At 47.0% G+C, this 24,623-nt stretch carries 27 protein-coding genes and 1 pseudogene; 12 read left to right on the top strand and 16 right to left on the bottom strand.

The window, feature by feature from the left end:
* Positions 1-53: 53 nt before the first annotated feature.
* Positions 54-545 carry a DinB family protein gene (locus tag BLS69_RS16425; protein ID WP_091033474.1) on the bottom strand — a complete coding sequence of 164 codons (492 nt, stop codon included), beginning with the start codon at positions 543-545 and terminating at the stop codon, positions 54-56.
* A 287-nt stretch (positions 546-832) separates the two neighbouring features.
* On the opposite strand from BLS69_RS16425, the gene BLS69_RS16420 reads away from it, so the two are divergent.
* The 10 genes from BLS69_RS16420 to BLS69_RS16375 all read left to right on the top strand — a co-directional run bounded on the left by BLS69_RS16420 (position 833) and on the right by BLS69_RS16375 (position 10,852).
* Positions 833-1,252 carry a hypothetical protein gene (locus tag BLS69_RS16420; RefSeq protein ID WP_091033471.1) on the top strand — a complete coding sequence of 140 codons (420 nt, stop codon included), beginning with the start codon at positions 833-835 and terminating at the stop codon, positions 1,250-1,252.
* Entirely contained in the window at positions 1,249-2,538 is a 1,290-nt protein-coding gene (locus BLS69_RS16415; RefSeq protein ID WP_036610695.1) for an ammonium transporter, read from the top strand. The genes BLS69_RS16420 and BLS69_RS16415 overlap by 4 nt, the downstream gene beginning before the upstream one ends.
* 382 nt (positions 2,539-2,920) lie before the next feature.
* Positions 2,921-3,862: a DUF1963 domain-containing protein gene (locus BLS69_RS16410; protein ID WP_091033469.1), complete on the top strand. Its 942-nt coding sequence runs from the start codon at positions 2,921-2,923 to the stop codon at positions 3,860-3,862.
* A gap of 184 nt (positions 3,863-4,046) precedes the next feature.
* Complete coding sequence (locus BLS69_RS16405; RefSeq protein WP_091033466.1) at positions 4,047-4,505, top strand: DinB family protein; 459 nt, start codon at positions 4,047-4,049, stop codon at positions 4,503-4,505.
* Between the two features lie 106 nt (positions 4,506-4,611).
* On the top strand, positions 4,612-5,565 hold the full coding sequence (locus BLS69_RS16400; protein ID WP_091033464.1) for an aminoglycoside phosphotransferase family protein: 954 nt from the start codon (positions 4,612-4,614) through the stop codon (positions 5,563-5,565).
* 29 nt (positions 5,566-5,594) lie between these two features.
* Positions 5,595-6,299 (top strand): response regulator transcription factor, encoded by a 705-nt coding sequence (locus BLS69_RS16395; protein ID WP_026081203.1) that lies wholly within the window; start codon positions 5,595-5,597, stop codon positions 6,297-6,299.
* A gap of 55 nt (positions 6,300-6,354) precedes the next feature.
* Positions 6,355-7,485: a sensor histidine kinase gene (locus BLS69_RS16390; RefSeq protein WP_091033461.1), complete on the top strand. Its 1,131-nt coding sequence runs from the start codon at positions 6,355-6,357 to the stop codon at positions 7,483-7,485.
* A gap of 100 nt (positions 7,486-7,585) precedes the next feature.
* Positions 7,586-8,326: a HAMP domain-containing protein gene (locus tag BLS69_RS16385; protein ID WP_091033458.1), complete on the top strand. Its 741-nt coding sequence runs from the start codon at positions 7,586-7,588 to the stop codon at positions 8,324-8,326.
* Positions 8,327-8,346: 20 nt separating this feature from the next.
* Positions 8,347-10,188: a transglycosylase domain-containing protein gene (locus BLS69_RS16380; RefSeq protein WP_256332316.1), complete on the top strand. Its 1,842-nt coding sequence runs from the start codon at positions 8,347-8,349 to the stop codon at positions 10,186-10,188.
* A 112-nt stretch (positions 10,189-10,300) separates the two neighbouring features.
* On the top strand, positions 10,301-10,852 hold the full coding sequence (locus tag BLS69_RS16375; RefSeq protein ID WP_091033454.1) for a DUF2569 domain-containing protein: 552 nt from the start codon (positions 10,301-10,303) through the stop codon (positions 10,850-10,852).
* A gap of 130 nt (positions 10,853-10,982) precedes the next feature.
* Here BLS69_RS16375 and BLS69_RS16370 read toward each other — a convergent pair whose 3' ends face one another.
* From BLS69_RS16370 to BLS69_RS16305, 14 genes and pseudogenes are all read right to left on the bottom strand, one after another.
* Positions 10,983-11,441 (bottom strand): threonine/serine exporter family protein, encoded by a 459-nt coding sequence (locus BLS69_RS16370; protein WP_036610676.1) that lies wholly within the window; start codon positions 11,439-11,441, stop codon positions 10,983-10,985.
* An 18-nt stretch (positions 11,442-11,459) separates the two neighbouring features.
* The gene (locus BLS69_RS16365; protein ID WP_091035078.1) at positions 11,460-12,221 is read right to left on the bottom strand and encodes a threonine/serine exporter family protein; all 762 of its coding nucleotides are present in this window, start codon (positions 12,219-12,221) and stop codon (positions 11,460-11,462) included.
* A gap of 235 nt (positions 12,222-12,456) precedes the next feature.
* Positions 12,457-12,762: a hypothetical protein gene (locus BLS69_RS16360; protein WP_091033448.1), complete on the bottom strand. Its 306-nt coding sequence runs from the start codon at positions 12,760-12,762 to the stop codon at positions 12,457-12,459.
* A 64-nt stretch (positions 12,763-12,826) separates the two neighbouring features.
* Positions 12,827-13,870, bottom strand: coding sequence for a S66 family peptidase (locus BLS69_RS16355; protein ID WP_091033445.1), 1,044 nt, complete (start codon positions 13,868-13,870; stop codon positions 12,827-12,829).
* Positions 13,871-13,981: 111 nt separating this feature from the next.
* Positions 13,982-15,298, bottom strand: a complete 1,317-nt coding sequence (locus tag BLS69_RS16350; RefSeq protein WP_091033442.1) for a DUF4179 domain-containing protein — start codon at positions 15,296-15,298, stop codon at positions 13,982-13,984.
* Positions 15,295-15,810 carry an RNA polymerase sigma factor gene (locus BLS69_RS16345; RefSeq protein WP_091033440.1) on the bottom strand — a complete coding sequence of 172 codons (516 nt, stop codon included), beginning with the start codon at positions 15,808-15,810 and terminating at the stop codon, positions 15,295-15,297. Before BLS69_RS16345 ends, BLS69_RS16350 begins: the two co-directional genes overlap by 4 nt.
* A gap of 225 nt (positions 15,811-16,035) precedes the next feature.
* The gene (locus BLS69_RS16340; protein ID WP_091033437.1) at positions 16,036-16,557 is read right to left on the bottom strand and encodes an ankyrin repeat domain-containing protein; all 522 of its coding nucleotides are present in this window, start codon (positions 16,555-16,557) and stop codon (positions 16,036-16,038) included.
* On the bottom strand, positions 16,554-17,489 hold the full coding sequence (locus BLS69_RS16335) for a helix-turn-helix domain-containing protein (protein WP_091033434.1): 936 nt from the start codon (positions 17,487-17,489) through the stop codon (positions 16,554-16,556). Before BLS69_RS16335 ends, BLS69_RS16340 begins: the two co-directional genes overlap by 4 nt.
* An 18-nt stretch (positions 17,490-17,507) precedes the next feature.
* Positions 17,508-17,909 carry an NUDIX domain-containing protein gene (locus BLS69_RS16330; RefSeq protein ID WP_256332353.1) on the bottom strand — a complete coding sequence of 134 codons (402 nt, stop codon included), beginning with the start codon at positions 17,907-17,909 and terminating at the stop codon, positions 17,508-17,510.
* Positions 17,910-18,119: 210 nt separating this feature from the next.
* Positions 18,120-18,608: pseudogene (locus BLS69_RS16325) on the bottom strand (GNAT family N-acetyltransferase); the annotation flags it as partial.
* A gap of 149 nt (positions 18,609-18,757) precedes the next feature.
* A complete protein-coding gene (flgB, locus tag BLS69_RS16320; protein WP_091033431.1) occupies positions 18,758-19,168 on the bottom strand; it encodes a flagellar basal body rod protein FlgB in 411 nt (136 codons plus the stop codon).
* A gap of 183 nt (positions 19,169-19,351) precedes the next feature.
* Entirely contained in the window at positions 19,352-20,167 is an 816-nt protein-coding gene (gene speD / locus BLS69_RS16315) for an adenosylmethionine decarboxylase (protein WP_036610662.1), read from the bottom strand.
* A 157-nt stretch (positions 20,168-20,324) separates the two neighbouring features.
* A complete protein-coding gene (locus BLS69_RS16310; RefSeq protein ID WP_091033429.1) occupies positions 20,325-20,903 on the bottom strand; it encodes an SLOG family protein in 579 nt (192 codons plus the stop codon).
* Between the two features lie 36 nt (positions 20,904-20,939).
* Positions 20,940-22,088, bottom strand: a complete 1,149-nt coding sequence (locus BLS69_RS16305) for an RluA family pseudouridine synthase (RefSeq protein WP_091033426.1) — start codon at positions 22,086-22,088, stop codon at positions 20,940-20,942.
* Positions 22,089-22,278: 190 nt separating this feature from the next.
* Between BLS69_RS16305 and BLS69_RS16300 the strand changes: the two genes are divergently transcribed.
* Positions 22,279-22,686: a hypothetical protein gene (locus BLS69_RS16300; protein WP_091033422.1), complete on the top strand. Its 408-nt coding sequence runs from the start codon at positions 22,279-22,281 to the stop codon at positions 22,684-22,686.
* Between the two features lie 217 nt (positions 22,687-22,903).
* Here the strand turns inward: BLS69_RS16300 and BLS69_RS16295 are convergent, their stop codons facing one another.
* The gene (locus tag BLS69_RS16295) at positions 22,904-23,614 is read right to left on the bottom strand and encodes a GT-D fold domain-containing glycosyltransferase (protein WP_091033419.1); all 711 of its coding nucleotides are present in this window, start codon (positions 23,612-23,614) and stop codon (positions 22,904-22,906) included.
* A 312-nt stretch (positions 23,615-23,926) separates the two neighbouring features.
* On the opposite strand from BLS69_RS16295, the gene BLS69_RS16290 reads away from it, so the two are divergent.
* Positions 23,927-24,616 carry a glycosyltransferase gene (locus BLS69_RS16290; protein WP_091033417.1) on the top strand — a complete coding sequence of 230 codons (690 nt, stop codon included), beginning with the start codon at positions 23,927-23,929 and terminating at the stop codon, positions 24,614-24,616.
* Positions 24,617-24,623 lie beyond the last annotated feature (7 nt).

Here is a 24,623-nt window from a genome sequence, read left to right as displayed (position 1 = left end):
AGGTTTTTTGTCGTTCAACTATATTCGTCGCTATGTGAAAGTGTAGGTTGTGCTTACACGCCAAGCTGATGTTTAATCTCTTGAATCTGTCCCAGATGACGTTCCTCATGATAACTTGTAAAGTCAATCCATTGGGTAAGATCCATCTCACCAAATACGGGATGAGGAAAGGACTTGCTGCGCAGCAGGTCAGGATCATGATCCAATGCAAAGTTGTTTAACGCTTGGTGAGATTCGTCCAGATCACCGCGTACATCTGCAAGTGCTTCAGGCGCTGCTGGAGGCTGAAGATGGGGTGGTGCCTCGACGGAGCGGCTGCGGTCCAACGATAATTCATATGGTTTTTTGTCCACAGACACCGTCTGTTCCTTTTCGAGAGCCAGGCGGGCTTGTTTTCCAATTACATTTTCCATCAGGTTCAGATGACGTAGTACTTGCATAATACTCCATTGCGCGGGTGAAGGTTTTTGGTTCAATTGTTCTTCTTCGAGTCCCGAGACGGCTTCCCAGATTTGGTTGCGTATATCGTCATTACGAGTAAACATCGTATAATCCTCTCCTTATATATGGGTTCTGTGATGCGGGCAGTCTGTGTATGTTCATTACCCCAAATGTGGATGCTTATCCTATAAGCATAAAGAATGGAAAGAATGAATGCGAATCATAGGCAAGATTAGCCTTGTTAGATGTAATTTGTGCCCAATAAAAAAAGCCGTTCTCTAATGAACGGTTCGTTTCAATCCATCTCAAGTCCAAAAAAAGATTGACGGGCAGACCCCGGCAAACTATAATCGGTACAAGTAACTTGATATGTAAGGAGTCCTGACATGATATGTTAGTAATCGACGAGGTGTATCACCATACAGCATTGCAAATATCATCGTCCGATTTATTGTACCTTATCGAACGGCTGAAGGTCAAAAAAGAAAATGAGATCCAAACGCTCAAGCAGAAGATCGAACAGTTCGAACAAAAGCGTCGAGCGGAAGAGATCGCTTATCAATCGTTGTCGCCCGTACGCAAATGGTTTGCGGGACGTCCAGCATCCCATCATCAGGCGGTGGAGTATATGGTGCAGGTGAAGGAACGTTTTCGCAAGATGGAACAGATTCGCAGACGCATACGTGAATTGGATCAGATCGCAGAACGAATTAAGCATCCGGACAGCATTGAGCGGGACGAGATTGAGCTTGCGCCCGATACAATCCGTGAGCTCAGACAGCTTAGTGAAACGGAGGATGTACAAGCATGACTTTGGAGACGTTAAGCACCGGGATTGATACGGTCTGGGTCGTACTGAGTGCAGCGATGATTTTATTGATGGAGGGTGGATTCGCCCTGCTCGAGGCTGGCTTTGTGCGTTATAAAAATAGTGTGAACATTATTATGAAGGTATTTGCTGACATTACAATTGGAACGTTACTGTTCTATGCCATCGGTTTTGGACTGATGTATGGTTCGGACGTTGGCGGTTTTGCGGGAGTAACGGGATTTTTCCTGAATGGGGATTTGTCTCATCTGGACGTACCGGTATCTCTGGAGACATTCTGGTTGTTCCAGGCTGCCTTTACCATTGCCGTTATTTCCATCGTTTCAGGAGCGGTAGCAGAGCGGATCAACTTCCGTGCCTACCTGTTGTATATCATATTGATGACGGCGATCATCTATCCAATTGGTGGACACTGGGCATGGGGCGGCGGCTGGCTTAGTCAGCTGGGGATGCAGGACTTTGCCGGTTCGGCTGTCATCCATGCACTCGGCGGATTCTCTGCACTCGCTGCTGCGATTATCATTGGTCCGCGTAAAGGAAAATACACGCCGCTTGGCGTAAGTGCCATCGCACTTCCGAGCAATCTGCCACTGGCCTCTGTAGGTGCATTTCTGTTATGGTTCGGCTGGTTTGGCTTCAATGCTGGGAGTACACTCAGCGCGACGGATGTAAGAATTGGTCACATTGCGATTGTCACGATGTTATCTGCGGCTTCGGGTGGTGCGGTTACGTTACTGTATACGTTATTCCGCTTCAATCGTTCAGATGCACCATCGGTCATTAACGGTTCGCTTGCAGGACTGGTCGGTATTACGGCAGGCTGTGCTTTTGTTGGCGATGTAGCAGCGATATTCATTGGGGCAGTATCCGGTTTATTGATGATGGCTGCCACTAACTGGCTGGACCGTCGGCAGATTGATGATCCAGTTGGTGCTTTCCCGGTGCATGCCGCATCAGGGATGTGGGGCACGATTGCTGTAGGTCTGTTTGCCACGGATGGTGGATTATTCATGGGTGGCGGCTGGAGGTTGCTGGGTGTTCAAGCACTTGGCCTTACAGCCTTGGTCATCTGGGGATTCGCCATGACCTGGATCGGGTTAAAGTTGATTGGCAAAATTGTGCCTGTACGTTCGACAGAAGAAGAGGAAGATCTGGGTCTGGATATCAGCTATCATGGTGTGATGGCAGCCCATCAGGCCCATGAATTCCTGGACGGTGAGGAGCATATGCGTGCTTACCAGGAAAAGTCCTCTGATCCAAATCGTTAAATGGAATATAGGATAAAGAAGTAGACTGACAGGGGATGTCAGTCTCTTTTTTCTATATAAATTGAACTACACATATTTACACGAGAACGTAGAGGACAGAAAGAACCTGAAGAAGCGAAGCTAAAAGCTTTCTGCAAGAAAGCTACTTCGGAAGCATACACTTCGCCTTTATCCCCGGATTTTTACCTTTCCAAAGGTGAATCTAAAAAATTCTGGGGATAACAGCGATCGGAAGGTTGTTCTGTCATCGGAGTTGTAAGTGTAAAATATTCTTAAGTTCAATTTATATAGAAGCAGGGAAAGACGTCCGGGCGGAAGAATATACAGGTGTGAACCTGAATATGTCTCAGCATAGGTGTATTGTCAAAAGGGGAGGATCTATATGATTAAGCCAGAACAATGTGAACGTCTGACCAGAAAAGCCCGTAAAACACTTGAGGAGTATGGTTTGGGAGTTGCTGCAGATCTGCTGTTGTCTTCAAGCCGCTGGGGAATTCGCCTCGATGTATCCACACTGGACGAATATCGCAGAACAGGAAACTCACGTGTGGGTGGACATCCGGATTTGCCGAGTCGCATGGAATGGCCCGTAACACAAGAAGGAATTCCAATGACTTTCCTGGCCCAACTGAACCTGGTGGATTTGTCGCCGTATACGCCGAATGATGGGCGCGGGACATTGCCTGAACGTGGCATGTTATACTTTTTCGTTGGCACGGATGAATCTGCTTGTCCCATTGAACATCGTGTGATTTTTGAGCCGAGTTCTCATAACCTGATAAGGCGAGAGCCTGAGGGAGATACCGCGCTGGATGGAGCCCCGTTTGTTGCACATTCGGTGACTGTGCTGCCTAATCTTGAGTTTCCTACATATGCATATATTGACGTCAACGCGCTGAATGAGCTCTCGCCGTCTCAGCTTGAGAGCGATGAGGCCGAAGCGGAAGTGAGTCTGTATGACCGATACCTTGAATTCGAGTCGAGCTGGAATCATCCGAGTATGCTGAATTGGGGTGGTATGTTTGGATATCCTGACGGGCAGCATCCAGATGCCGAGCATCGTGCCTTATTACAGATCGCACTGGGAGAAGAGTATGATTATAATGAGCAGGAGTGTGAGAAGAAGCTGACCAAGCATTACGGCGGTGATGAGGATCGGACATGGCAGGAACTATCCGATACGCTGCTGCTGTTAAAGATAGATACACATGATGCTATTGGTTTCCAATGGTGGGATTGCGGGGAATTACAATTTTTCATTCGCAAGTCTGACTTGGAGGCTGGACGATTCGAGCATACGTATTGTTCGTTATACTCAAGTTGAGCAAAGATTTGAACTCATATAGGCAACAAAATGTCCTGAATCCCGTCTATAAGAAGGAGGAAGGACTTTTTTGTTCGTAAATTGTTAGATTTGGTATATAACTTGTTTATATATTAAGGAGGGATATCTTGGTTGATAATCGATCATATGTTCTGTATAATGGGATAAAAAGGAAGTGTATCTGTTGATTCAATCTGCGTTCAAACATATTGACGTGGCTGTAACATCGTTGATTGATATATGTGATCAGTTGTCGGAAGAAGATTTGGCTTTGACTCCAATTGAAGGTAAACGGCCTGTTGGAGAATTACTAGCCCATCTGTCTGTGATCTGCCGAGCGGATGTTTATATTTCCGAAGGTGCAACGGAAGAAGAGATGGCTCAATTCTATGCAGAGAACCAGGTGCATTCGCTCGATGAGATCAAGCAGGCTTTAATTGATAACCAGATGTATCTATACCAACGGTACAGGCAGTTTAACACGGAAGAGTTATTACATGTGACGGATTCGTACTGGGGAGCTTCCTATAGTCGGCTGGAGTGGTTACTTGAGATTATGGGGCATGTATATCATCACAGAGGACAATTGTATACGATGCTGACCCTGACGGGCAAAGAACCCGAATCAGTACTTTTTAAATAGAAACAGATAGAATACATATAAGCATGTTATAGTAAACATCATGGGATAAAGTGGTAGTAGACCGACGATACTACACGTTATACGTGAAATAACGGAGGATTCTGGTATGGAACGACATAATACATGGAATGCATCGATGGACAATACGTTGATTGACAGGTTAAAACAGATTCCTGAACTTGATAAGGCTACACGGATTGAACCCGTTATGAAGGGTTATTCAGCGGATGCTAAATTCAAAATGTTTGTCCCTGACCAAGGCCATGTGTTGGTGAGGGTATATGATGTTGCTGAGGAATGGATGAAGCAAAGGGAATATCAATGTTTGAAGAGCATGCAACAATTAGGTGTACTGTGTCCTTCAACGTTGGGCACAGGTAGATTGGATGAGAAGAACGAATATATGATTCTTAGCTACATTGAAGGCGAAGATGCTTCCGAGAGACTGCCTCAACTGAGTGAACAGCAACAGTGGGCGGTTGGCTTTGAAGCAGGAGCGCAGCTACAGCTGATTCACCAGTTGCCGATGGAGGAACAGACCGAATCATGGTACATACGCAAGAGCACGAAGCATCAACGTTACGTGGAGCGCTATAAACAGTGCCCGATCGTGATGAAAGAGGATCAGCCTATTCTAACGTTCATTGCAGACCATCTCGGTTGGATGAAAAATCGTCCAGATGGATTTCAGCATGATGACTTCCACCCGAGCAATCTTGTCGTTAAGCAGGATAAGCTCGCAGGAGTGATTGATTTTAATCGTTATGATCAAGGGGATCCCATTCATGAATTTTTGAAGCTGGGTTTGTTTGCTTCGGAGATCAGTATTCCATATTCCATTGGTCAGATTCAGGGCTATTTCGATGGCAATGAACCGAATGAGTTATTCTGGAGATTGTATTCACTGTATACGGCTATGGCACTCGTGTCTTCTGTGGTGTGGATTCAGCAGGTGAAGCCGGAAGAGACACATGAGATGATGACCAAGATCGAACGTGTCCGTGAAGATCACGATGATTTTCGCAGTTTCGTCCCTCGGTGGTATACTTTGAACAGGTAAGGAATTGGGGAAGGGAAAGGAATAATGCCGTGGCACAGCCAGCAACCATTCTGCTTGTGGATGATGAGCAGGAGATTATTAAACTGATGGAAATTTATTTTGGCAACGAGGGTTATCGGATTCTCACCGCGAATGATGGGCTTGAAGCACTGGAACAATTGAAAAAAGAGTCGATCGATCTCATTATTCTAGATGTTATGATGCCAAATATGGACGGAATCGAAGCTTGTATGAAAATTCGGGAAGAGCAGAAAATGCCGATTATCATGCTGTCCGCCAAAAGTATGGATATGGATAAAATCACAGGGCTAAGCATCGGTGCTGATGATTATGTGACCAAACCATTTAACCCGCTTGAACTTGTCGCACGGGCCAAATCCCAGCTGCGCAGGTATCATACCTTCAATGAAGGTCGGGAGAACAAAGAGCACGAGTGGGTTATTGATGATCTAGTCATTAATACAGATACACATGAAGTTTGGGTTGATGAGCAGCCGGTTCGTCTGACTCCGCGTGAATTTGCTGTTCTTGAATTACTGGCTCGCCACCAAGGTTCAGTACTCAGTATGGAACAGATCTATCGTCAGGTCTGGAAGGAAGAATTCATGGAGTCGAATAATACCGTCATGGTACATATTCGCAAGATTCGTGAGAAGATTGAACTCGATAGCAAACATCCCAAGTTCATTCAGACCGTATGGGGTGTTGGTTACAAGATGATCAAACCGCAATAAACATGTACATCCACAGGATGTCATGTGACATGAACACATTCAGGGAGTTCCTACTATGAATTCAAAGTTGATTAATACAGTCCGTTGGAAATTTATCTATGCATTTCTGCTGAGCGGCATATTAACTGCAGTTATTTTGTACGGGGGCAGCCAGGTGGGGCAGACCATCCTGGAAGCTCAGGCGTATCCGGATTATTCCATTCCGGCCCAAGGGATCAGGTGGTTGGTGAATAATATCGGTTCGGTGCCTTTGATGATTGTGGTGGGCGTGCTTGGTTTTGTGCTGTTTTTTTTCCTGTTCTCTCGTAAGGTGATGCGGGTTCTGGATGAAATTACGGCGGGAATTCAGGAAGTTGCCAAAGGAGAGTTATCCCATCGCATCGAAGTGAAGACCTCGGATGAATTCGGAGTGGTTGCTGCAAGCATTAATCAGATGGCTGAACAATTGCAGTTATCGCTTCAGGAAGAGCGTAATGCAGTTGCTGCCAAAAACGATCTGATTACGGGGATATCACATGATCTGAGAACACCACTCACTTCTATTCTGGGATTTCTGGAGTACATTGAGAAGGATCGCTACCAGGATGAGATTGAGATGCGCTATTATGTTAGCATCGCCTATGAGAAATCCCTGACTCTTCGTAAGCTGATTGATGACTTGTTCGAATATACGCGTGTGAGTGGCGGGAGTCTTCCGTTGTCTTTGCAAGCATTGAACCTGAATTCGTTTCTGATGCAGCTGGCTGAAGAGTTTACTCCCATGCTGGAGGATGCTGGCATGACCTACAAGATCATCGGCGGGCAAGAGCCACTATGGATACAAGCTGCTCCAGGAGAGCTTGTAAGAGCGTATGAGAATCTGTTCAGCAATGCCATTCGGTATGGTTCGCAAGGTAAACTAATGGAGATTGGGCTGGCCCTTGAAGGTGATGAGGCTGTAGTCCGCATCAGTAATTATGGTGAACCGATTCCGGCGCAAGATCTGCCACATCTGTTTGATCGATTCTATCGTGTGGATAAATCGCGTTCCCGTGAAACGGGAGGTACGGGTCTAGGCCTGGCGATTGCCAAATCGATGATTGAATTACATCGAGGAAGTATCGTTGCCTACAGTGAAAAGGGCAGAACGGATTTTGTTACCCGATTTCCTGTAACTGCTGCTCCGCCAAGTAATTACGAAGAGTAGTAATAATTAAGAATTTGGTAAGAAGTTAACTACTTCCTCATTAAGAAATATTCGGTATGCTACCTCTATTACTTATTGTTGTATAGAGGAGGATACGAATATGAAGACCCGATTCAGTACTGTAAGACTAAGATACATATACATTGGAGGAGCAAGCGCGTTACTGAGCGCAGCGCTCCTTTTTGTCGTTTATCACGTGCTGCGATTTGCGCATCACCACGTCCTTCCTGATACAGCATGGATAACGCGTATGATGAACTGGGGAATCAACCATATTGGAACAAAGCCGTTCTTCATCTTCATTGGTGGAGCCGTGTTTGCGATCTTTTTCTGGATTCGATCCCAGAAGATTGCGGAAGATCTCAGTCAACTTGCGCGTGGAACAGCCGAACTTGCATTGGGCCACAATCCTGGAAGAATTGATGTTCTAAGTGGTGGTGAACTACGACAAATTGCTGCCAATCTGAATAGGATTGCTATTCTCCTGCATGAGGAAGGGCGGAGCAGATCAGAACCGAAACAGGAGAAAAGAGAGATACAGGGAGCTTCTATTAAGCATGAGCAACCCGGACTTCAGCAACATGTGGAAGAAGACAAGGAGAACGCTCAAACTACTTCTACACAGGTTGACTTGCCGATAAAACTTACTCTCTACGGTATTGAATCTTCTCTGGATGAGATCATCCAAGGGCGCTGTCAGAATGAGGTGGAAGTTCAGCATTGGGCCAAGTTGGCATATGAACAGACATTGCTGCTTCAACATGCTCTAGAGATTACACAACGGAATGGACAGGAACGCGGAGTTTCAATGGAACAGGTACACAAGGAGCCTGAATGTTGAAGCACAGGGGCAAGCGATGGATGTATCACGTATTTGATGGAGCAGTGGTTGTCGTTTTGATCTTGGCCTTTTTCTATCTCTATCTGATTACTTATGGCGAAGGATTGCTTCGCAATCGTCCTGAGGCCATGCAGGTGGCCTCCTCAACCATTATTACGAATGCAGAGGGGACCGAAATTTCGAGGTTGCATACGCAGACCAAAGGGTATTCCGAATATGCTGATCTGAACGCCATGCCGGATTTATTAAAGATGGCTTTTTTGGCTACAGAAGATCGACGTTTCTACAACCATGATGGACTGGATTTCATCGGACTCGGCAGGGCCATTGTGCAAGACATTATACATATGAATTTGAGTCAGGGAGGAAGCTCCATTACACAGCAACTGGCAAGAAATCTGTATTTGAATGGGGATAAAACGTTGAGTCGAAAGGTGAATGAGATATCGATTGCGATGGCCCTGGAGAAGAAGTACAGCAAGGATGAAATTCTGGAAATGTATCTGAATCAGATCTACATGGGACGCCAGCAGTATGGTGTAAAAGCGGCAGCCAGGCGGTATTTTGGAATTAAGGATATGCATCAGTTAGAACTATGGCAGATTGCTACATTGGCGGGAATGCCTAAAGGTCCATCCATATACAATCCAGTAGATCATCCTGAACTTTCCAAACAAAGACGTGCCGTTATCCTTAGACTAATGCATGAACAGGGACTAATTACACGAAAGCAGATGCTCCAAGCCCGTGACGTCGATTACACGCCGCCTGATACTGTGTTGAGCGTAACAGCTACACCGGGCTTGAGCGAACCCTCGTATGTGTCTGCGGTGGATGCTGTGATTCAGGAGGCTTCTCGGCTCACAGGCAAGAGTGAAGTAGAGATTCAAGCGGCAGGCTGGGTTATTCAAACCGGGCTAGACCAGCAGGCACAACTGGCGATGGAAGAAACATTTGCAGATACTACCCGATTCCCCGATGATCACCAAGACGAGCTGGTCCAGGCAAGTATGGTTATTATCGACCAGCACAACGGTGAAGTGAAAGCGATGATGGGTGGACGTAATCCCTTAAAAGGGGGCATCAACCGGGCGATTATGGATGCAAGGCAGCCAGGCTCTTCTTTTAAACCGATTATTGCATATGGCCCTGCGTTGGAGTCGGGGAAGTTCAAGCCAGAGAGCATACTACCGGATAAACGCATGCAATATGGCAGCTATCAACCTTCCAATCTCGGTGGGCGTTACAGTGGTTCAATTGCCATGTCCCAAGCCCTGCAAAAGTCCATCAATGCCCCAGCCGTATGGTTGCTTCATGAGACAGGACTGAACTATGCACATCAATTTGCGGCAAGACTTGGTATTGAACTGGGGAAAGAGGATATGAATCTCTCGGTTGCTCTGGGCGGTGTGTATCAGGGGGTGTCTCCAATGAAGATGGCTCAGGCCTACACGGTGTTTGCGAATAATGGCAAGTTGAATACAGCCCATCTGATACGCGAGATTACAGATTCGCAAGGACGGACAATATTTGCTCATAAGTTGGAAAATAAGCAGGTAATCTCCTACAGTACGGCGAATGCCATGACCAGAATGCTGCAAAATGTAGTCAGTCAGGGGACGGGAAGCCGTGCACAACTCGGTCAGCACAAGGTAGCAGGGAAAACGGGAACAACACAGGCTGCATTACCTGGTGTGGGAAGAGAGGGCAATCGGGATCTGTGGTTTGTGGGCTATACGAGTAACTGGACTGCGGCGGTTTGGATGGGATTTGATCATACAGATACAGAACATTATATGAGGTCAGGAAGTGGTGTTGCAGCGGAGTTGTTCGCAACAGTGATGAGACGTGCTACCCAATAGAATGCAAGAGAGAGAGAACGGAGTCCAGAAGGTTCTTTCCTTCTTTTGGATAACACAGCATATAGCTTCTAATATATAATATGTATCTTATCTATCGTAAAAGGAGGATGAAATGAACTATAAATACAGTAACTCGGATACAGATACGGATATGAACTCGCTGCAACCCAAAACCGGTATCAGACCGGAACGGCCTGGTATCTCCGGATTGGGCGGATGGCTTATTTTAATCCAGATCAGTCTTTGGCTTGCGCTGGTGTTTCTCATCTCGGATGTATCGCAGGTGAATGTTATCATGGACCCTGCCAGATGGGAAGCAGGCCGTGGTGTCGATCCTCAGATTTACAGAGAGATGATCCGTCCACTCCTGTGGTTTGGTTTCATAAGCAGTACCATTCTATTGATGATCGTTATCGTGAATCTCATTCTTTTATATAAACGGAAGAGACAGTTTCCACGTATGATGATGGTGATGTACCTGATGAATGTGATCATAAGCATCGTGACGTGGATTCTGATTGCGCGCAATGAAATCCCAAGAGAACAGCATGTGCTTGATGCAACTCCGGCTTTTCAGTTGATTGTACGATCCATTCTGACGTGCTGTATCTTCATTCCATATTTCCTGAAGTCGGTACGTGTGAAGAATACGTTTGTGAAATAAACAGAATATTGATTGATCTGCTGCTCTATAATGCTCTATGAAAAGCGATAAGGAAGGCCCGTTAGTATACAAGATTTCATCCTGTATGCCTAACGGGCCTTCCACGTGTTGAATATATTGAGAACTACGATCATTTCGATGATGATTTTGCCCGAAGTGAGGCGGGAATTCGGCGTATCATCTGGTTTAATACCTCGGATAACACCAGGCCTACGGCAATGGCGCCGGATAACATGAGTGCCTTGGCGGCCATCTCCATAGCGGCACTGTAGTCATTTTGCACAAAACTTCGCATCGCATTATACGCCAGTCCACCAGGAACGAGAGGGATGATGCCTGCGACGCTAAAGATGATGACGGGTGCGCGAAACATGCGAGAGAATACCTGGCTGATGACACCTACGGCTATGGTCGCTGCAAGTGTAGCAGGAACCGCATCCGCTGCATATTCAAGCACGATATAGATAATCCAGCCAATCATGCCGACAAATCCACCGTGGAGCAGCATGCGCCTTGGTGCATTGAAGATGATCCCAAACGCGGCTGAAGCGACAAAACTGGTTAAGGCTTGTTCAATAAAATGGAGCATATCCTGCATTCCTCCGTCTTACATAAAAAGTGAAAATACAACTGCAATGCCGGTACCTATGGCAAAAGCAGTCAGAAATGCCTCGGCTCCCTTGGATAATCCGGATACGAGATGTCCGGCCATCAGGTCGCGTACAGCATTGGTAATCAGCAGCCCCGGAACCAGCGGCATAACCGAACCAATAATTATTTTGTCCCGTTCATGACCCACTCCCATATAGATCAGGAGAAAAGCAAGTAAGCCAATAACAAAGGATGCCGTAAGCTCGGCAAAGAATTTAACCCGCACCAACCGGTGAAAGGCAATAACGGCTGCATAACCTATGCCCCCACAGATCAGCGCCGGAAGAAAGTCGCTCCAACCTCCGCCAAACATAATGGTAAAACAACCACTGGATAACGCCGCGGCCGTAAGCTGCACAGCCGTTGAATAGGAGGAGGGCTTGCCTTCGATCTGTACCAACAGATCATGGGCTTCCTGAGCGGATAGATCACCTTGTCCGATGCGGCGGGAGACCGCATTCACCTCGGACACCTTGTCCAAATCCGTCGTACGCTCGGAGATACGAATCAGCTTGGCAGGTTCTGTTGCATCAACAGAGAAAAAGATGCCTGTCGGAACAACGTAACTGTGTGAATGGGGTAAACCCAGCGCAGCCGCCATACGTTTCATCGTATCTTCCACACGGTAGGTTTCACCACCGCTTTGCAGCATGATTTTGCCTGCGAGCAGACAGATTGCAATCACGCGGGATTGTTCAGTAGGGTTGCTGCCAATCATACCCGTCTCGGCTTGTGATACGGGTGATGAATCATGACGTATGTATTCCAACCGGATCAAGCTCCGTTTCATATGAGATATGGGGTGGTGCGACACCATTGTATCATATTTCACACGCTCGCAAGGAATCATACCGCACCATCGCCGAGACCATAAAAAAGCTTCGTTCCCAAGACTTTGAAGATCTCAGGAGCGAAGCTTCTTGGAACAGGTTCGGATATAGCAGTACAATGCCCTACATCAACAGTGTGATAACCAACAATTCATACAGCACAAGCGGCAAAATTGTTGGTCCAAATAAGGCGCGCGGTTCAGGATATCCATGCATCGGGGTAACCTGGAGATACAAAATCCCCCGGTCTGCACTGATGATGACACCTTCCCACACTTGCCCATCGATATTCTGGACTTGTACCTTCTTGCCTATATGCTGCCGAGCTGTATGATGAAGCATATTCCGCACACTTTGCACGGATTGAAGCATCGGTCGATTGGCTTGATACACGACACGCGTGGATGGCGTGGATGTGGATTCAGACATGATGCACAACCCTTCCTCAAAATAAGTTCTTACTTCAAGGTATGCATCTGCCTATAAAAGGTGATTACACAAACGCCATCTCAAGGCTCCCGCGTCCATTTTCATAAGCGACTTTGCCCAATGCTCCATTCACAAAGGTGAGCTGGGGCGGAACATGGCCGAGATCCACATCGTACAGTACAGGGACATCCAGATCCCCAAGTGCAGAGGATAGGGCATCAGTAAAATTGAAATCGGCTGTATCGGAATAACCCGCAGGTCGGCCGAACATGAAGCCTTTCACACCTGCAAACCAGCCGGCCTGTCTCATCTGCCACAGATGACGGTAGATATCCCCCGCATTCATCTCACAGCTCTCCAGATACCAGATCGTTCCTTCGTCTGCACAGTACTGATCCAGATACGATTGGACGGGTGCGTATGGCGTACCAATCAGACTAGTGATCGTATCCATACAGCCACCGATCAGCCGACCGGAGAACGCCACAGCGGTATCTGCATCTTCCGAGTGGTCTAGCTGTTTCCAGCGCGAAGGTGTATCCAGGTTAAAACCAGGAGATTCCGGTTTCCATGCCGATTGATAATGTGTGGAAGACGATTGTGTGATCTGTCCGCCATCTTTGGTCTGTAACACATCAATCCAGCGCGCAGTCACGGGATCAATGGCGTTTGATCTTAGATCAATATAATTGGTGCCATGTGCAGATGCTGTTCCGGTGATCAAGGTGTATGCGAACAGGAAGGTACTGATATCCGAGTATCCCATGACCCATTTGGGCGGTAACGATTTCAAAGCTTCCCAATCCAGCAGAGGGAGGATATCCATCAGAAATTCCCCTCCCCATGGAGGGATAATGGCTTGAATATCTGGATTGCGGAAAAACTCATTCATCTCTTCGGCGCGTTCCTCTTTGGAGGCACTCACACATTTGGTGTTGTGGCGGAGCGATGGGCTTTCCAGCACGCCAAAACCAAGGCGCTCCATATTGCGTTTGCTTTCCTCAAGATAATGGTACAGGGATTCGCCTACACCGCTGGAGGGGGCTGCCACACCGATCATGTCCCCTTGCGCGAGTGGTTGCGGATAACGGATAGAGCGATTATTCATTGTGGAAACACCCTTTCCTATAAGCATATCGATTTAATGTAGCTGTTTAATATTATCATTATAGTGCATGACAACGTCGTTTGGCTTGCAATTATGGCTGTTACATTTTCTTTAGGGAGTCACAGGAATTTCAATAGAGAACGGTGCACGAATTTGATCAGGGTAAGAGAATATTTCCATTGTCAGATTTCCTTTGGCTGCGGCTCCATTTTTAATGACAACTCTTGCTTCAGAGACGGAAGGGCTCCAGCTTACTTCATTAATGTCGAAAGGGTTTCCTTTGCTGTCCTCAATATTGGTAAATGATAGCCCTGAAGTAGCATTTTGAGCATCTGCAATTGAAAACTCGAGGATCAGATTTTTGCCTTGGACCGTGCTTTGCAGCAATTTCAAACTCGATGGACCGCCTTGTATTTCACCTGAAGAGGGATCGAAGCTGATAACCAGTTCATCCTGATCCACTGCTGAAAGGCCAGACCCTTGCAAAGTCAATTTTTTCGGAGTGGAGAAGTACATGCTTTCGAAAAAGACGGAACTTCCAGAGCCTCCGATGGAAGATGAATCGGTTCTCCATGCTCGGCCTTGCTCATCTACCAAGTGCAGATCACGAATGCCGAAGATTTTTTTGGTGTTGTTCCGATCATATTCGATATCAAGTACAAGACGAGTGGGATACAGAACGGCCTGTTTCACATGGATACGCTGTCCGTCCACGTTCATAGTTTGGTTTACGGGAATGATTTTTTTCATGCCTTTTGTTAAGTTGTGATCCACGGGGAAGGTGACTTTCCACTTATTATTCGGTTCCTTACCTCGTTCCTTAAATACAACGGTCAGCTCTTGTGGCGGTAAAGATTCTGTGAATGAGACATCGATTTTGTCCTCGTAAACGCCACTTTCTGAAGCCGGCTTAGGAGAGGAATAACTAAATCCAACCGGAAGATCTTTACCGTTCTCATCCAACAAATCGATATCATATCCACCCTTCTCCGGATCTTTCATGCCTTTCATTGTGTAAAAAATGACCATACGTGACTCGTCTGTAATAATGCCTTCAACGGTCAAGGAAGCACCATCATGCTCGTCGGTGACACCGACCTGCTGTAAGAGGGACTTATCGATGGCCATCATTAATCCTTTGTCCTGGCGAATCATACTCACAATGCCTTCCATGCCGGGCAATTGCTCCACGAAGGACGCAAAAGCGGGAGAGACACGGATACATCCGGTAAATAGCAGGATGAGGGCAGCTGCCGAGATGGAACTCATATACCAGCGCATCCGGGACTTGCGTTTGCGGGCAGCTTGGCGGATTCCGGACTGAACAGCCTGATAGGCAGCATCCGGTACAGGCATGGTTTCGTATTCCGTCTTGCGAGCATTCAGCCGTTCTTCCAATGCGTCAAATGATTTTTGTTCATCCGTCATGAGGGTGCATCTCCTTTCGTTTCAAGTTGATCACGGAGCTGTCCGAGTGCCCGATGTAATCGGGATTTTACAGTTCCGGTCGGGATTTCGAGAATATCGGCAACTTCAGTTAAGGAGAAACCTTCGAAATAACTCAGGATAATAATCTGTTTGCAATCCCGGTCAAGGGTGGAGACGGCTGCAGCAAGATCGGGGTCCGCAGGATGATCCCAACTGCTGGATTCATGAATCTCGGTGACGGGACTGAACCGACTTTTGCGTTTGCGTTCGTCCGCACAGTAGTTGAGCAGAATGCGGATGAGCCAAGTGCCAAAGTAGGAGGGCTCTTTTAATTTTTTGAGTTTATGGAATGCCCTGAACGTTGATTCCTGAATCGCTTCGAGCGCATCACCTTCGTCATGCAGGTAGGCATAGGCGATACGGTACAGTTGGCTCTGATGTAATTCCATTAAGGCTGCAAAAGCCTCGGCATCCCCTTTTTGTGCGGCGATGGTGAGCTGAGTAGGGGTCACATGGCTCCTCCTTTCATGGATATGTTGAGTATTAGACCGCGTAAGGCTCCAAACGGTTCTTATTTTCTAAAAAAATATGATGTATTGCGATTTCTATAGAAGTTGAACTACCTATGTATACGAGAACGTAGAGGACAACAAATAACCGTCAGGCCTTCTCTTTGTACTCCAAAAAGAGTCCTGACGGTTATTCACGGTATTGCTCACGTTATCTAATCATTGTTGCTACTGTGCTGCCAAGGCTGCTCGCAGACATGAAGCTGTAGACGTGTTGCCACGTTCAAGTGAAATCTCCAGTGCGGTCTGGCCCGCTGAGTTCAGCGCGTTTGGATCAGCTCCATGCTGAAGTAACATCTCGATAAGTTCAATCTGATCCGTATGAAATGCTGCGGAGTGCAGCACATTTTGTCCATCGCTGTCCAGAATACTCGTTGATGCCCCATGTTCGAGCAAAAGGCGGATAACTTCTGGCGAGCGTTCTCCGGCAAGCGCGGCATGCAGTGCAGTATTGGACGGAATAAAGGAAATCTTAGAATGAGAAAGGGCGTTAACATCGGCTCCATAATCCAGAAGAAGACGAACTACTCCAGCTTGTCCATAATGAGAGGCATACCCCAGCGGAGTTAACCCATCCTGATTTTCAGTATTGGTGAGTTCCGGGTGAGAAGCGAGCAATAATTGCAGGTTGGCCACATCTCCAGCCTGTGCAGCCTGAAATAGTTGATTAATCTGTTCTGCATGATTCATAAAGGAATACCTCCATCTGATGAGATAATGTAATTATAGATGTTCCTCTTCAGAGGTTCTTCTTCATAATCACCTTTTGCCCGCAGCTGGGAAGGAGAGCTATGGAAGCGTCTAGTGAATAATGAACTGAACGAACCGAGGCTTTCGAAGCCCACATCATAACAAATATTGGTGACCGACCTGTCCGAATCTAGCATAAGCCGCTTTGCAGCCAATAGCCTGCATTCAGTCAGATAACGATGGGGTGAAGTACCAAACAACTTTTTATAACTGCGTAGAAAATGATTCACGGATAGTTGTGCAGCCGATGCTGTCTGTTCTACCGTTAACGGCTGATCATAGTAGGCGGAGATATACTCATGCCCGATATACACTCTTCGATACAATTCTTCTCTGGTTGAACGTCTGATCATATCCAATTCGTTGATCTCTTGCTGAACGTTACGGTGTAGATCCAGCATGTGAACAGCAAGATGATGAAGCTGCTCCGCTATTGCCCAGGAATCCAGCGTGTCTTGACTGTAGAAATTACGCAAATGATTCAGGGCTGCGCCAAGCCGATTATCCATCGCGTATGTACGTTCTACCCACTCCATCTTGTTTGAGGATGAATAACTATACGGCTCATCAAGTAGCTGAAGATCACTGGTAATTAGATTCCGGCCGATCTCTTCCACATAACCAGGAGGGAAGAAGATACAGAAGGATTCAACTGGAGTAGATGAATCAATGTGAAGACTATATTCCTGGCCCTCATTCAGAAGCAGATAGTTCTCATTATTGACTGCGAAGTGACCGCGCCCCGCTTCATAGAGCGTTTTTCCGTTACGGAATGTTTTCAGTGATAGCGAGCCGCTGCCTTTCCAATCGAATTGGGAACTCGATTCATGCAGAATGAAGGGGACGAGTTGAGGAAGAGGAATCTCCAACACTTGCAAGCACCTCCAAGCTTAATTCTGGTTATACAGCTTCTTCACAGCTTCCAGTCCAGGCACGGCAAAGCAGGCGAGTGGAGAGGGCAGATCATGGAGTGGGAACCAGCCGATCTCACCAATGGCTCCGCCTTCTTCCAGATTACGAGCATGGCCGCCAATCACCTTGGTGGAATAGAGCACGGATATCCAATGTTCCCTCTGTTGTGGCTGGATCGTCTCCGCCGTACAGAGCAGACTGTCAATGGTGATATCCAGATTCACTTCCTCCTTGATTTCACGGATGACGGCAGTTTCCAGTGATTCATAGGGATCTACTTTCCCACCGGGAATACTCCAGGTGTGCTGTTCGGGCTGACGATTCCGCCAGGCGAGAAGCACTTCGCCCCGTTCATTCAGGATGACCGCACCTACGCCGATGCGAGGTGAAATTTCAGATTCACCTTTTGGAACAGAACTTAATTCCGACAGGGACAGCGCAGCTTGTTCGTTCCCATTACGTTGTGAAAAACCACCCGCTACCATATCCCCGGATTCAGGAGTACGATTAGACCGGAATGATAAAGGAAGCCCAGACTGTGCCGACCATTCTTCCGCAAGGATACTCATCGAGATCAGGTCATAATGCATGCCATCCCGCAAAACTGCAGAACGCTGGCGACCCTCTTCCCGGAATCCGGCTTTTAGGTACGCACGTCTCGCGGCTTCATTGTATTCGATGACTTCCAGCGCAATCCGGTTCAGGTTCAATTCGTGGAATCCATATCGAAGAATTAGAGCAAGGGCATCACTGCCGTAACCTTTACCCCGATCATTTTCTTCGCCGATACCAATGGCCAAACGAGCAGACCGATTGTTCCATTCAATTCGGTATAGGGCTGTGAATCCAATGAATCGGTTACCCTCCAGTGTACGTAATGCAAATTCAAATCCGTTATCGCGGCGGACGGAGGAGGACCCTGTCTCATCCGGCGTTAACGGGATCGCGATATCGGTATCCATGTTGCGCAAATATTCATAATCGTCTGTGAAGCGGGAGAGACGCATGCAATCTTCAGGGCATGGGGCCGCTAATCTGACTTTGGAACCTTGAAAACCATTTAAATGACGTGGAGACATGTTGCACCTCTTTTATACGATATGAAATCATTCGTTTCTTCCCATTATACTACGAACAGGAGAGGATACCGAAAAATGGCACCAAACGAGCTGCACTCAGGGAAAAAGATCATAAAAAAAGCAGCCATTTCGGGCTGCTTGTACATTCATTATTTCAGATCATTCAATAAATTCTTCATTTTTTTGTAATGTCCACTGACCCGATCAACCATGTAGTTATACATGAGCTGGTTCTCTGAAAGGTCCGCCATTTCCTTGTCAATGTCAACGTTATTGTTGTTATTGTTCATCGTTGTTTCGTTGTTCTCGACAATTCGGTACTGTACGATGGAAGAATTGGGATCACTGACAGGGAAGTGTTTGGTATGAGTCCGCTTCATGGCGAGCTGATCGGTTTTGCCATTTTCAACGATACGTCTAAGCTCTTCCTGAAACTCTACCGTTTTCTTTTTGTAGTTGGGTGTGTCTGCATTGGCAATGTTATTGGTAATGGCATTGTGCTGTGCAGTCAGTGCTTGTAACAGTGATTCGTTACGTCTTGTTGTATTCGTTTCGATCACGGGCTCAGTCTCCTTCACTGTAGATTGTACAGTTACTTCTATAATAAGAAATAAAGTTGCACACTGTCAACAAAACAAAGAAAAAGACAAGCACATGCCGGAGGTCCCCCGAAAAGAAGAACCCTGCCTTCATGAAGTCTTGTCTTAGACCTTGCCCTTATGGATCAGCGTTGAACAACCTCTTTAAGAGGGACGATTAATATTTTTGCCGTAATAGATCTCGTCCATCTCCAGCTTCAGCCACTCCGTAATCTCCTGTTGTTCCTTCTTGCTGAGCTTATCCTTGGTGTACCCAAACAGATAATTGTCGAGATCAAATTCCCTCAGTTTACACTTGGTGTGAAAAATATTCTCCTGATAGACGTTCACGTCAATCATGTCAAAGCTGCTCTTGATCTCGTCCGGAATATAATTCTGAATTGAGCCGATCTCATGGTCAATGAACAGCTTGCGTCCGCTTGTATCCCGCGTAAAACCACGCACCCGGTAATCCATCGTCATAATGTCCGTATCAAATGAGTGGATCAGATAATTCAGCGCCTTAAGCGGTGAGATCTCACCGCAGGTGGAGACATCAATGTCCGCACGGAAGGTACTGATACCTTCACTAGGATGAAATTCAGGGTAGGTGTGCACAGTGATATGGCTTTTATCCAGCTGCATGACAACGTTATCGGGCAGAGGGCCGGGAGATTCATCAAGTGATTCTTCGGGGATCTCCACGATTGGACCTTCGGAGACAAGCATCGTAACACTCGCACCTTGAGGCACGTAATCCTGCTGCGCAACATTAAGAACGTGGGCTCCGATGATATCGGAGACGTTGTTTAGAATTTTACTCAGCCGGGCGGCGTTATACTGTTCATCAATATATTCAATGTAAGCTTCGCGTTCGTCTTTGGTTTTGGTATAACAAATATCGTACATATTAAAGCTCAATGACTTGGTCAGGTTGTTAAATCCATGCAGTTGAATGCGCTGCTCTGGCGTAATTGTCATGGTTGCAGTTCCCCTTATCCCATACGACATATCATCGCAGTTATAATACTACTTATACCCAACCTGCCTCGAAAAAAAACATATGTACGTCATTCAAAATACGATTCCCTTCTGATGAAAGCTATGTATGAATGGACTTCAGATGATCTACATTTTTTCAGAATGAAGAATCGTCAAAGTCTATAACATCGTTCATGCGCTCATCCTCAGCTACAGATTGAATATCCTCTGAAGTGACACTGATGATTGTATAATCCTCGTTCTGCTGTTTCTTCACGGCTTTTTCCTTCACAAAACGGGGACTGCCTTCTCCGGCATCTTCGTCATAGACGAGCAGAAGACCGTCGCTTTTACGCAGCAACAGGTCATCCCGTGCAGTGAACTGCCACGGCCCGATATAAGGTTGATTGCTAATCGCACCGTAATAGTCCACACCAGAGAGGATGGAACGGTAATACTCCTGCTTGTCTTCTTTCCATTGCTCTTCCGGGTTTTGAAAGGCAGTAATGATCGACAGCTTCAGATGCGGATACGTCTTCTTTAGATCAATCACTACTTCGCAGGCCCACAGGTCCACACCGTATTGTCCCGGCGTCAGCACCCATTCCAGACCGTCCTCGACAAGGGGAGTGAGGCGGGAGGAGATGGCTTTTTTGATATAAGGAATACCTTCATGCTTCTGTCCAAAAATTTGCAATTCATGTGCCCGGTAACCGGTGATCAACAGGTTTTTCAGTGTCCGTTCCTCCTTTCAGGCATGATCAAGGTGCAGTTATTTCGCAGGTGGAGCATCTGCACGGAACGGATACAGGAATGGCTTCGGAATATCCGTTTCAAATGACATCAACTCATCCGTTGTAGGATGAATAAACGAGAGTATGCGTGCATGAAGTCCGAGACGGCCAAGGTCTCTTGTGCGTGCACCATATTTTCTGTCACCGGCAATCGGATGTCCGAGATCTTCCATATGCACACGAATCTGATTTTTACGCCCTGTCTCCAGACGCACTTCCAGCAAGGAGAACTCACGGTTCGACTTCAGACGTTTGTAATGTGTAATGGCGTGTTGTCCATCATTCGGACGAGAGCTGGAGTACATTTTCAGCGTTTTGGTTTCCTTCAGCCAGGAAGAGATGGTACCTTCTTCTTTGGCTACTGCACCTTCAACAAGGGCAACGTAGACGCGGTCCTGCACATTTTCCTTCCAGTTGTTTTGCAGCTTCTGCTGTACCTCTTCACTTTTGGCAAACATCATGACACCCGACGTATCCCGATCCAGACGATGGACAACAAAGATCCGGTTCAGCGGATTGGTGCGACGCACATGCTCTGTCAGTTGGCGGTATGCCGTCAGGTCATCCGTCTTGTCAGCGGCAATGGACAACAGTCCAGCTTCCTTACGGATCACAATGATATCATCGTCTTCATGCAAAATGTTAATACCCGTCAAGGACGGAGCAGCGACTGCACCTTCTTTTCGAATATAGACAATCTGACCTGGCGTCAGCGCTTCATTAAACTTGGTTACGACCTTCTGATCCACGGATACCTGTCCACGACCCAGAATGGACTTCACTGCGTTCCGTCCTGATTTCAAATGCTGCAACAGGAAGTTCAACAATTCATCCGGTTCGGTCACTTTGTACTGGCGTGGTGGTTCCTGCTTGCGATAGTAGGAATTGCCTGGTCGTTTGGATGCGCTGGCATTTTTGGGTTTGTTGCCTCCAGCTTTCTTGGGTGCACCCGATGATTTCGCGGCTATTGGCTTCTTATTCTCCTCCGTATTGCGTGATGCGGAAGCACCTGATGTTTTGGCAGATGAGAAGTTGGACTTGCCGGACCGTGCTGAAGATGAACCTGCATAAGATTTCCCCTTGGCCGAGGCCGATGTCTTGCCTGTTGGACGTTTGCGTTTATTCATGAATAGTAATCTCCTTCTGAACAGCCTGTACCGCTTGTGTGCATACGATCCGTTCATTTTCGTTATGCAGTTCAATATACCATTAACAGTCGACAAATAAAAATAGGTTCATGCAATCTGCTATACATCCAATCATAAGAGTAGTGAGATTCATAGGATAGGGTATCCCATAGCATTGGAGGTGTTACTCATGGGCGTGTTTCTCGATATGAGAACTTCGATGAACTCGGCAACCGTAGGACAGCCCGGTTTGTCACTGTCAGAATCCCCGGCAGCCTTCGGCACCATTGGTCTACAGACGCAGGGTGTGGTGAATCCCATTATTACGTTGAACGGGACAGTAGGTGTTACGGGAGAACTGGGAGATACCTTTGTTGTGGAGCTTGTGCGGGGTTTTTTATATGATCCTTTCTATATCATCTACCGTGCTGAAGGTACGATTGGACAGAACGGAGGTGCCGAATTCCATTCGTTCACCGCTCAGGATCTGTCTGCACCACCAGCATTGGAAAGTGTGTATACTTCGTTCATCTCGGGGGTGTCCACAGCAGTAAGAACCGGGCCGGAGATGTTATACGGTATTGCAGCCACCGGTTAGTAGTGAAAGGCGAAATATAACAAGCAGAGTGCTTCGTCATCACTTCTGTTGACGGCAGAGTTCGCTTCATACCCCAGAAACGCAAGACAATACAGCGATAGGTTTCGACTAGCGCTCAGCAAGAAACCCCCGGCTCAAGAAGTCGGGGGTTTTTGCCGTACAACCATATGCAAGTTTCGCTGCAACTCACTGATTCGAGGTTGGAGATGCCTGAAAATCAGTTGGCACGGCCTTTCAGAATGATGTTGTTGGCTTTGCCAAAGTCGATGGCGACTTTACCTGCGAGTGCGGCTGTTCGCTCAGCAAGAACAACCGCGTTGACGCCGCAGGAGAAGAGAGCAACATCGAAGGTATGTTGATTGGTCTGAATCCAGTGCAGCGTTTCATCCATTTGATCATAGCTGTCGAAGGGCAGGGCAGTCACAATGTTCAGATTATACGGCTCACGTTCGAGCATGACACGCAGTGCCTCAATCTCACGGGTAACGAGTAACACACGCTTGCCTGCAAGCATCTGCCAGAAACGCGGGTTCTGCGCCAGTTCCCGATTAACACAGGCGTGACAAGTCAGTGGAGGAGAGATGCCAAAGTGTGCAAATACCATGTCGGTCAGGGGTCTTTTGAGATAATCGGGAGCATTAATGGTGCTGTCACCGCGAGGAAGAATGCCGACGATATCGGCACGTTGCAAGGAAGAGGCGACTTCATCCCGGAGTTTCGGGTTGGGAAGGCGAAGTCCCTTTTGACCTAAGTTGGCCTTCTTGGCCCAACGCTCCTGAAGGACCTGTTCCGTGGTCCACACGGTTTCCTGGGACATGACGATATTCTCTCCATCACCGACTCGTACAAGAGACAGCGGTCGGTGTTCCAGAAGTGCCGCTTCGAGCTGATCAAGCACATCTTCCATTTCAAGATAGATCGAATTCATTTGATGGGTTGCCTCCTTTGAAAATTGAACTGTTCTATTCTATGTTGCGAATACCGTAACGATATGTACGTTCGACCCGAAGGGCGCCATCTTCGGTTGTATATCAATCTATTTATATGAAAGTTAGTACATCTGTCGGTACCGCTTCTATCAACGTTTCATACGATATAGAGTGCTGGATTCACAAGTGAGATGTGGCTTGTAAACGATCAGATAGATAGAAGATGGTCTTCGTAGGAAGACGGCATCAAAACTATGAAAACAGTCTGTATCCGACAAACGGAACATGCAGCGTATATGAGGAGGAGTGTTATGTCCAGGAAAGTTGTGATTGAGATTAACTTTAACAATTACGGAATGGACCCGCAGCGATTGACGCGGGAGTGGCTGGAGCGTCGGATGAGCATCTTCCGCACGTTCACATTGCATTGCCTGAAGGCACAGACGAATCAGGATTTCCTCACAGTGGTGAAGCTATCCAAGGAATCGGGGGACTTAATGCGGGAGATTCTTGCGGATCAGGAGCCGCTTCCTTCGAATATTCGTTTTGGAACCAATATTGAGAGTGTGCGTGCTATTTTGGCGTTTGCCAAAGGTACGGAGCAGCTATATATTGCCCGTCTGGATTCGGATGATCTATACCATAAAACCTTTGTTCAACAACTCTACGATATTCAACCACAGCCGCAGACGATGGCACTGATCAACCAGAATGGTTATCTGTGGGACAGTGTAAATAACGAGATGGCCCCGGCGTTTCACCGTTCTCCGCAATTCTATGTCTACTTATATCAGACAGCCGAATACGCAGCAGGATACCGGGTCAAGCTTCCGGGCAGAGGTACACATGGCAATGTCATTGATCTGCCGCATGAGCTGCTGACGCCGCGTAACTATGTCAACATCGTGCATTCGAGCAATACGTCAGTCAAAAAGGTACCACCCAAAGACCGATTAAGCCGCGAAGAGATGGCACAGGTACTTCGCGAATTCATGATCTGATCAGGGA

It is taken from the genome of Paenibacillus sp. CF095 (genome assembly GCF_900101225.1).
Taxonomy (GTDB): domain Bacteria; phylum Bacillota; class Bacilli; order Paenibacillales; family Paenibacillaceae; genus Paenibacillus.
The sequence above is the reverse complement of the archived record's forward strand: the minus strand, read 5'-3'. Positions and strand labels throughout refer to the sequence as shown.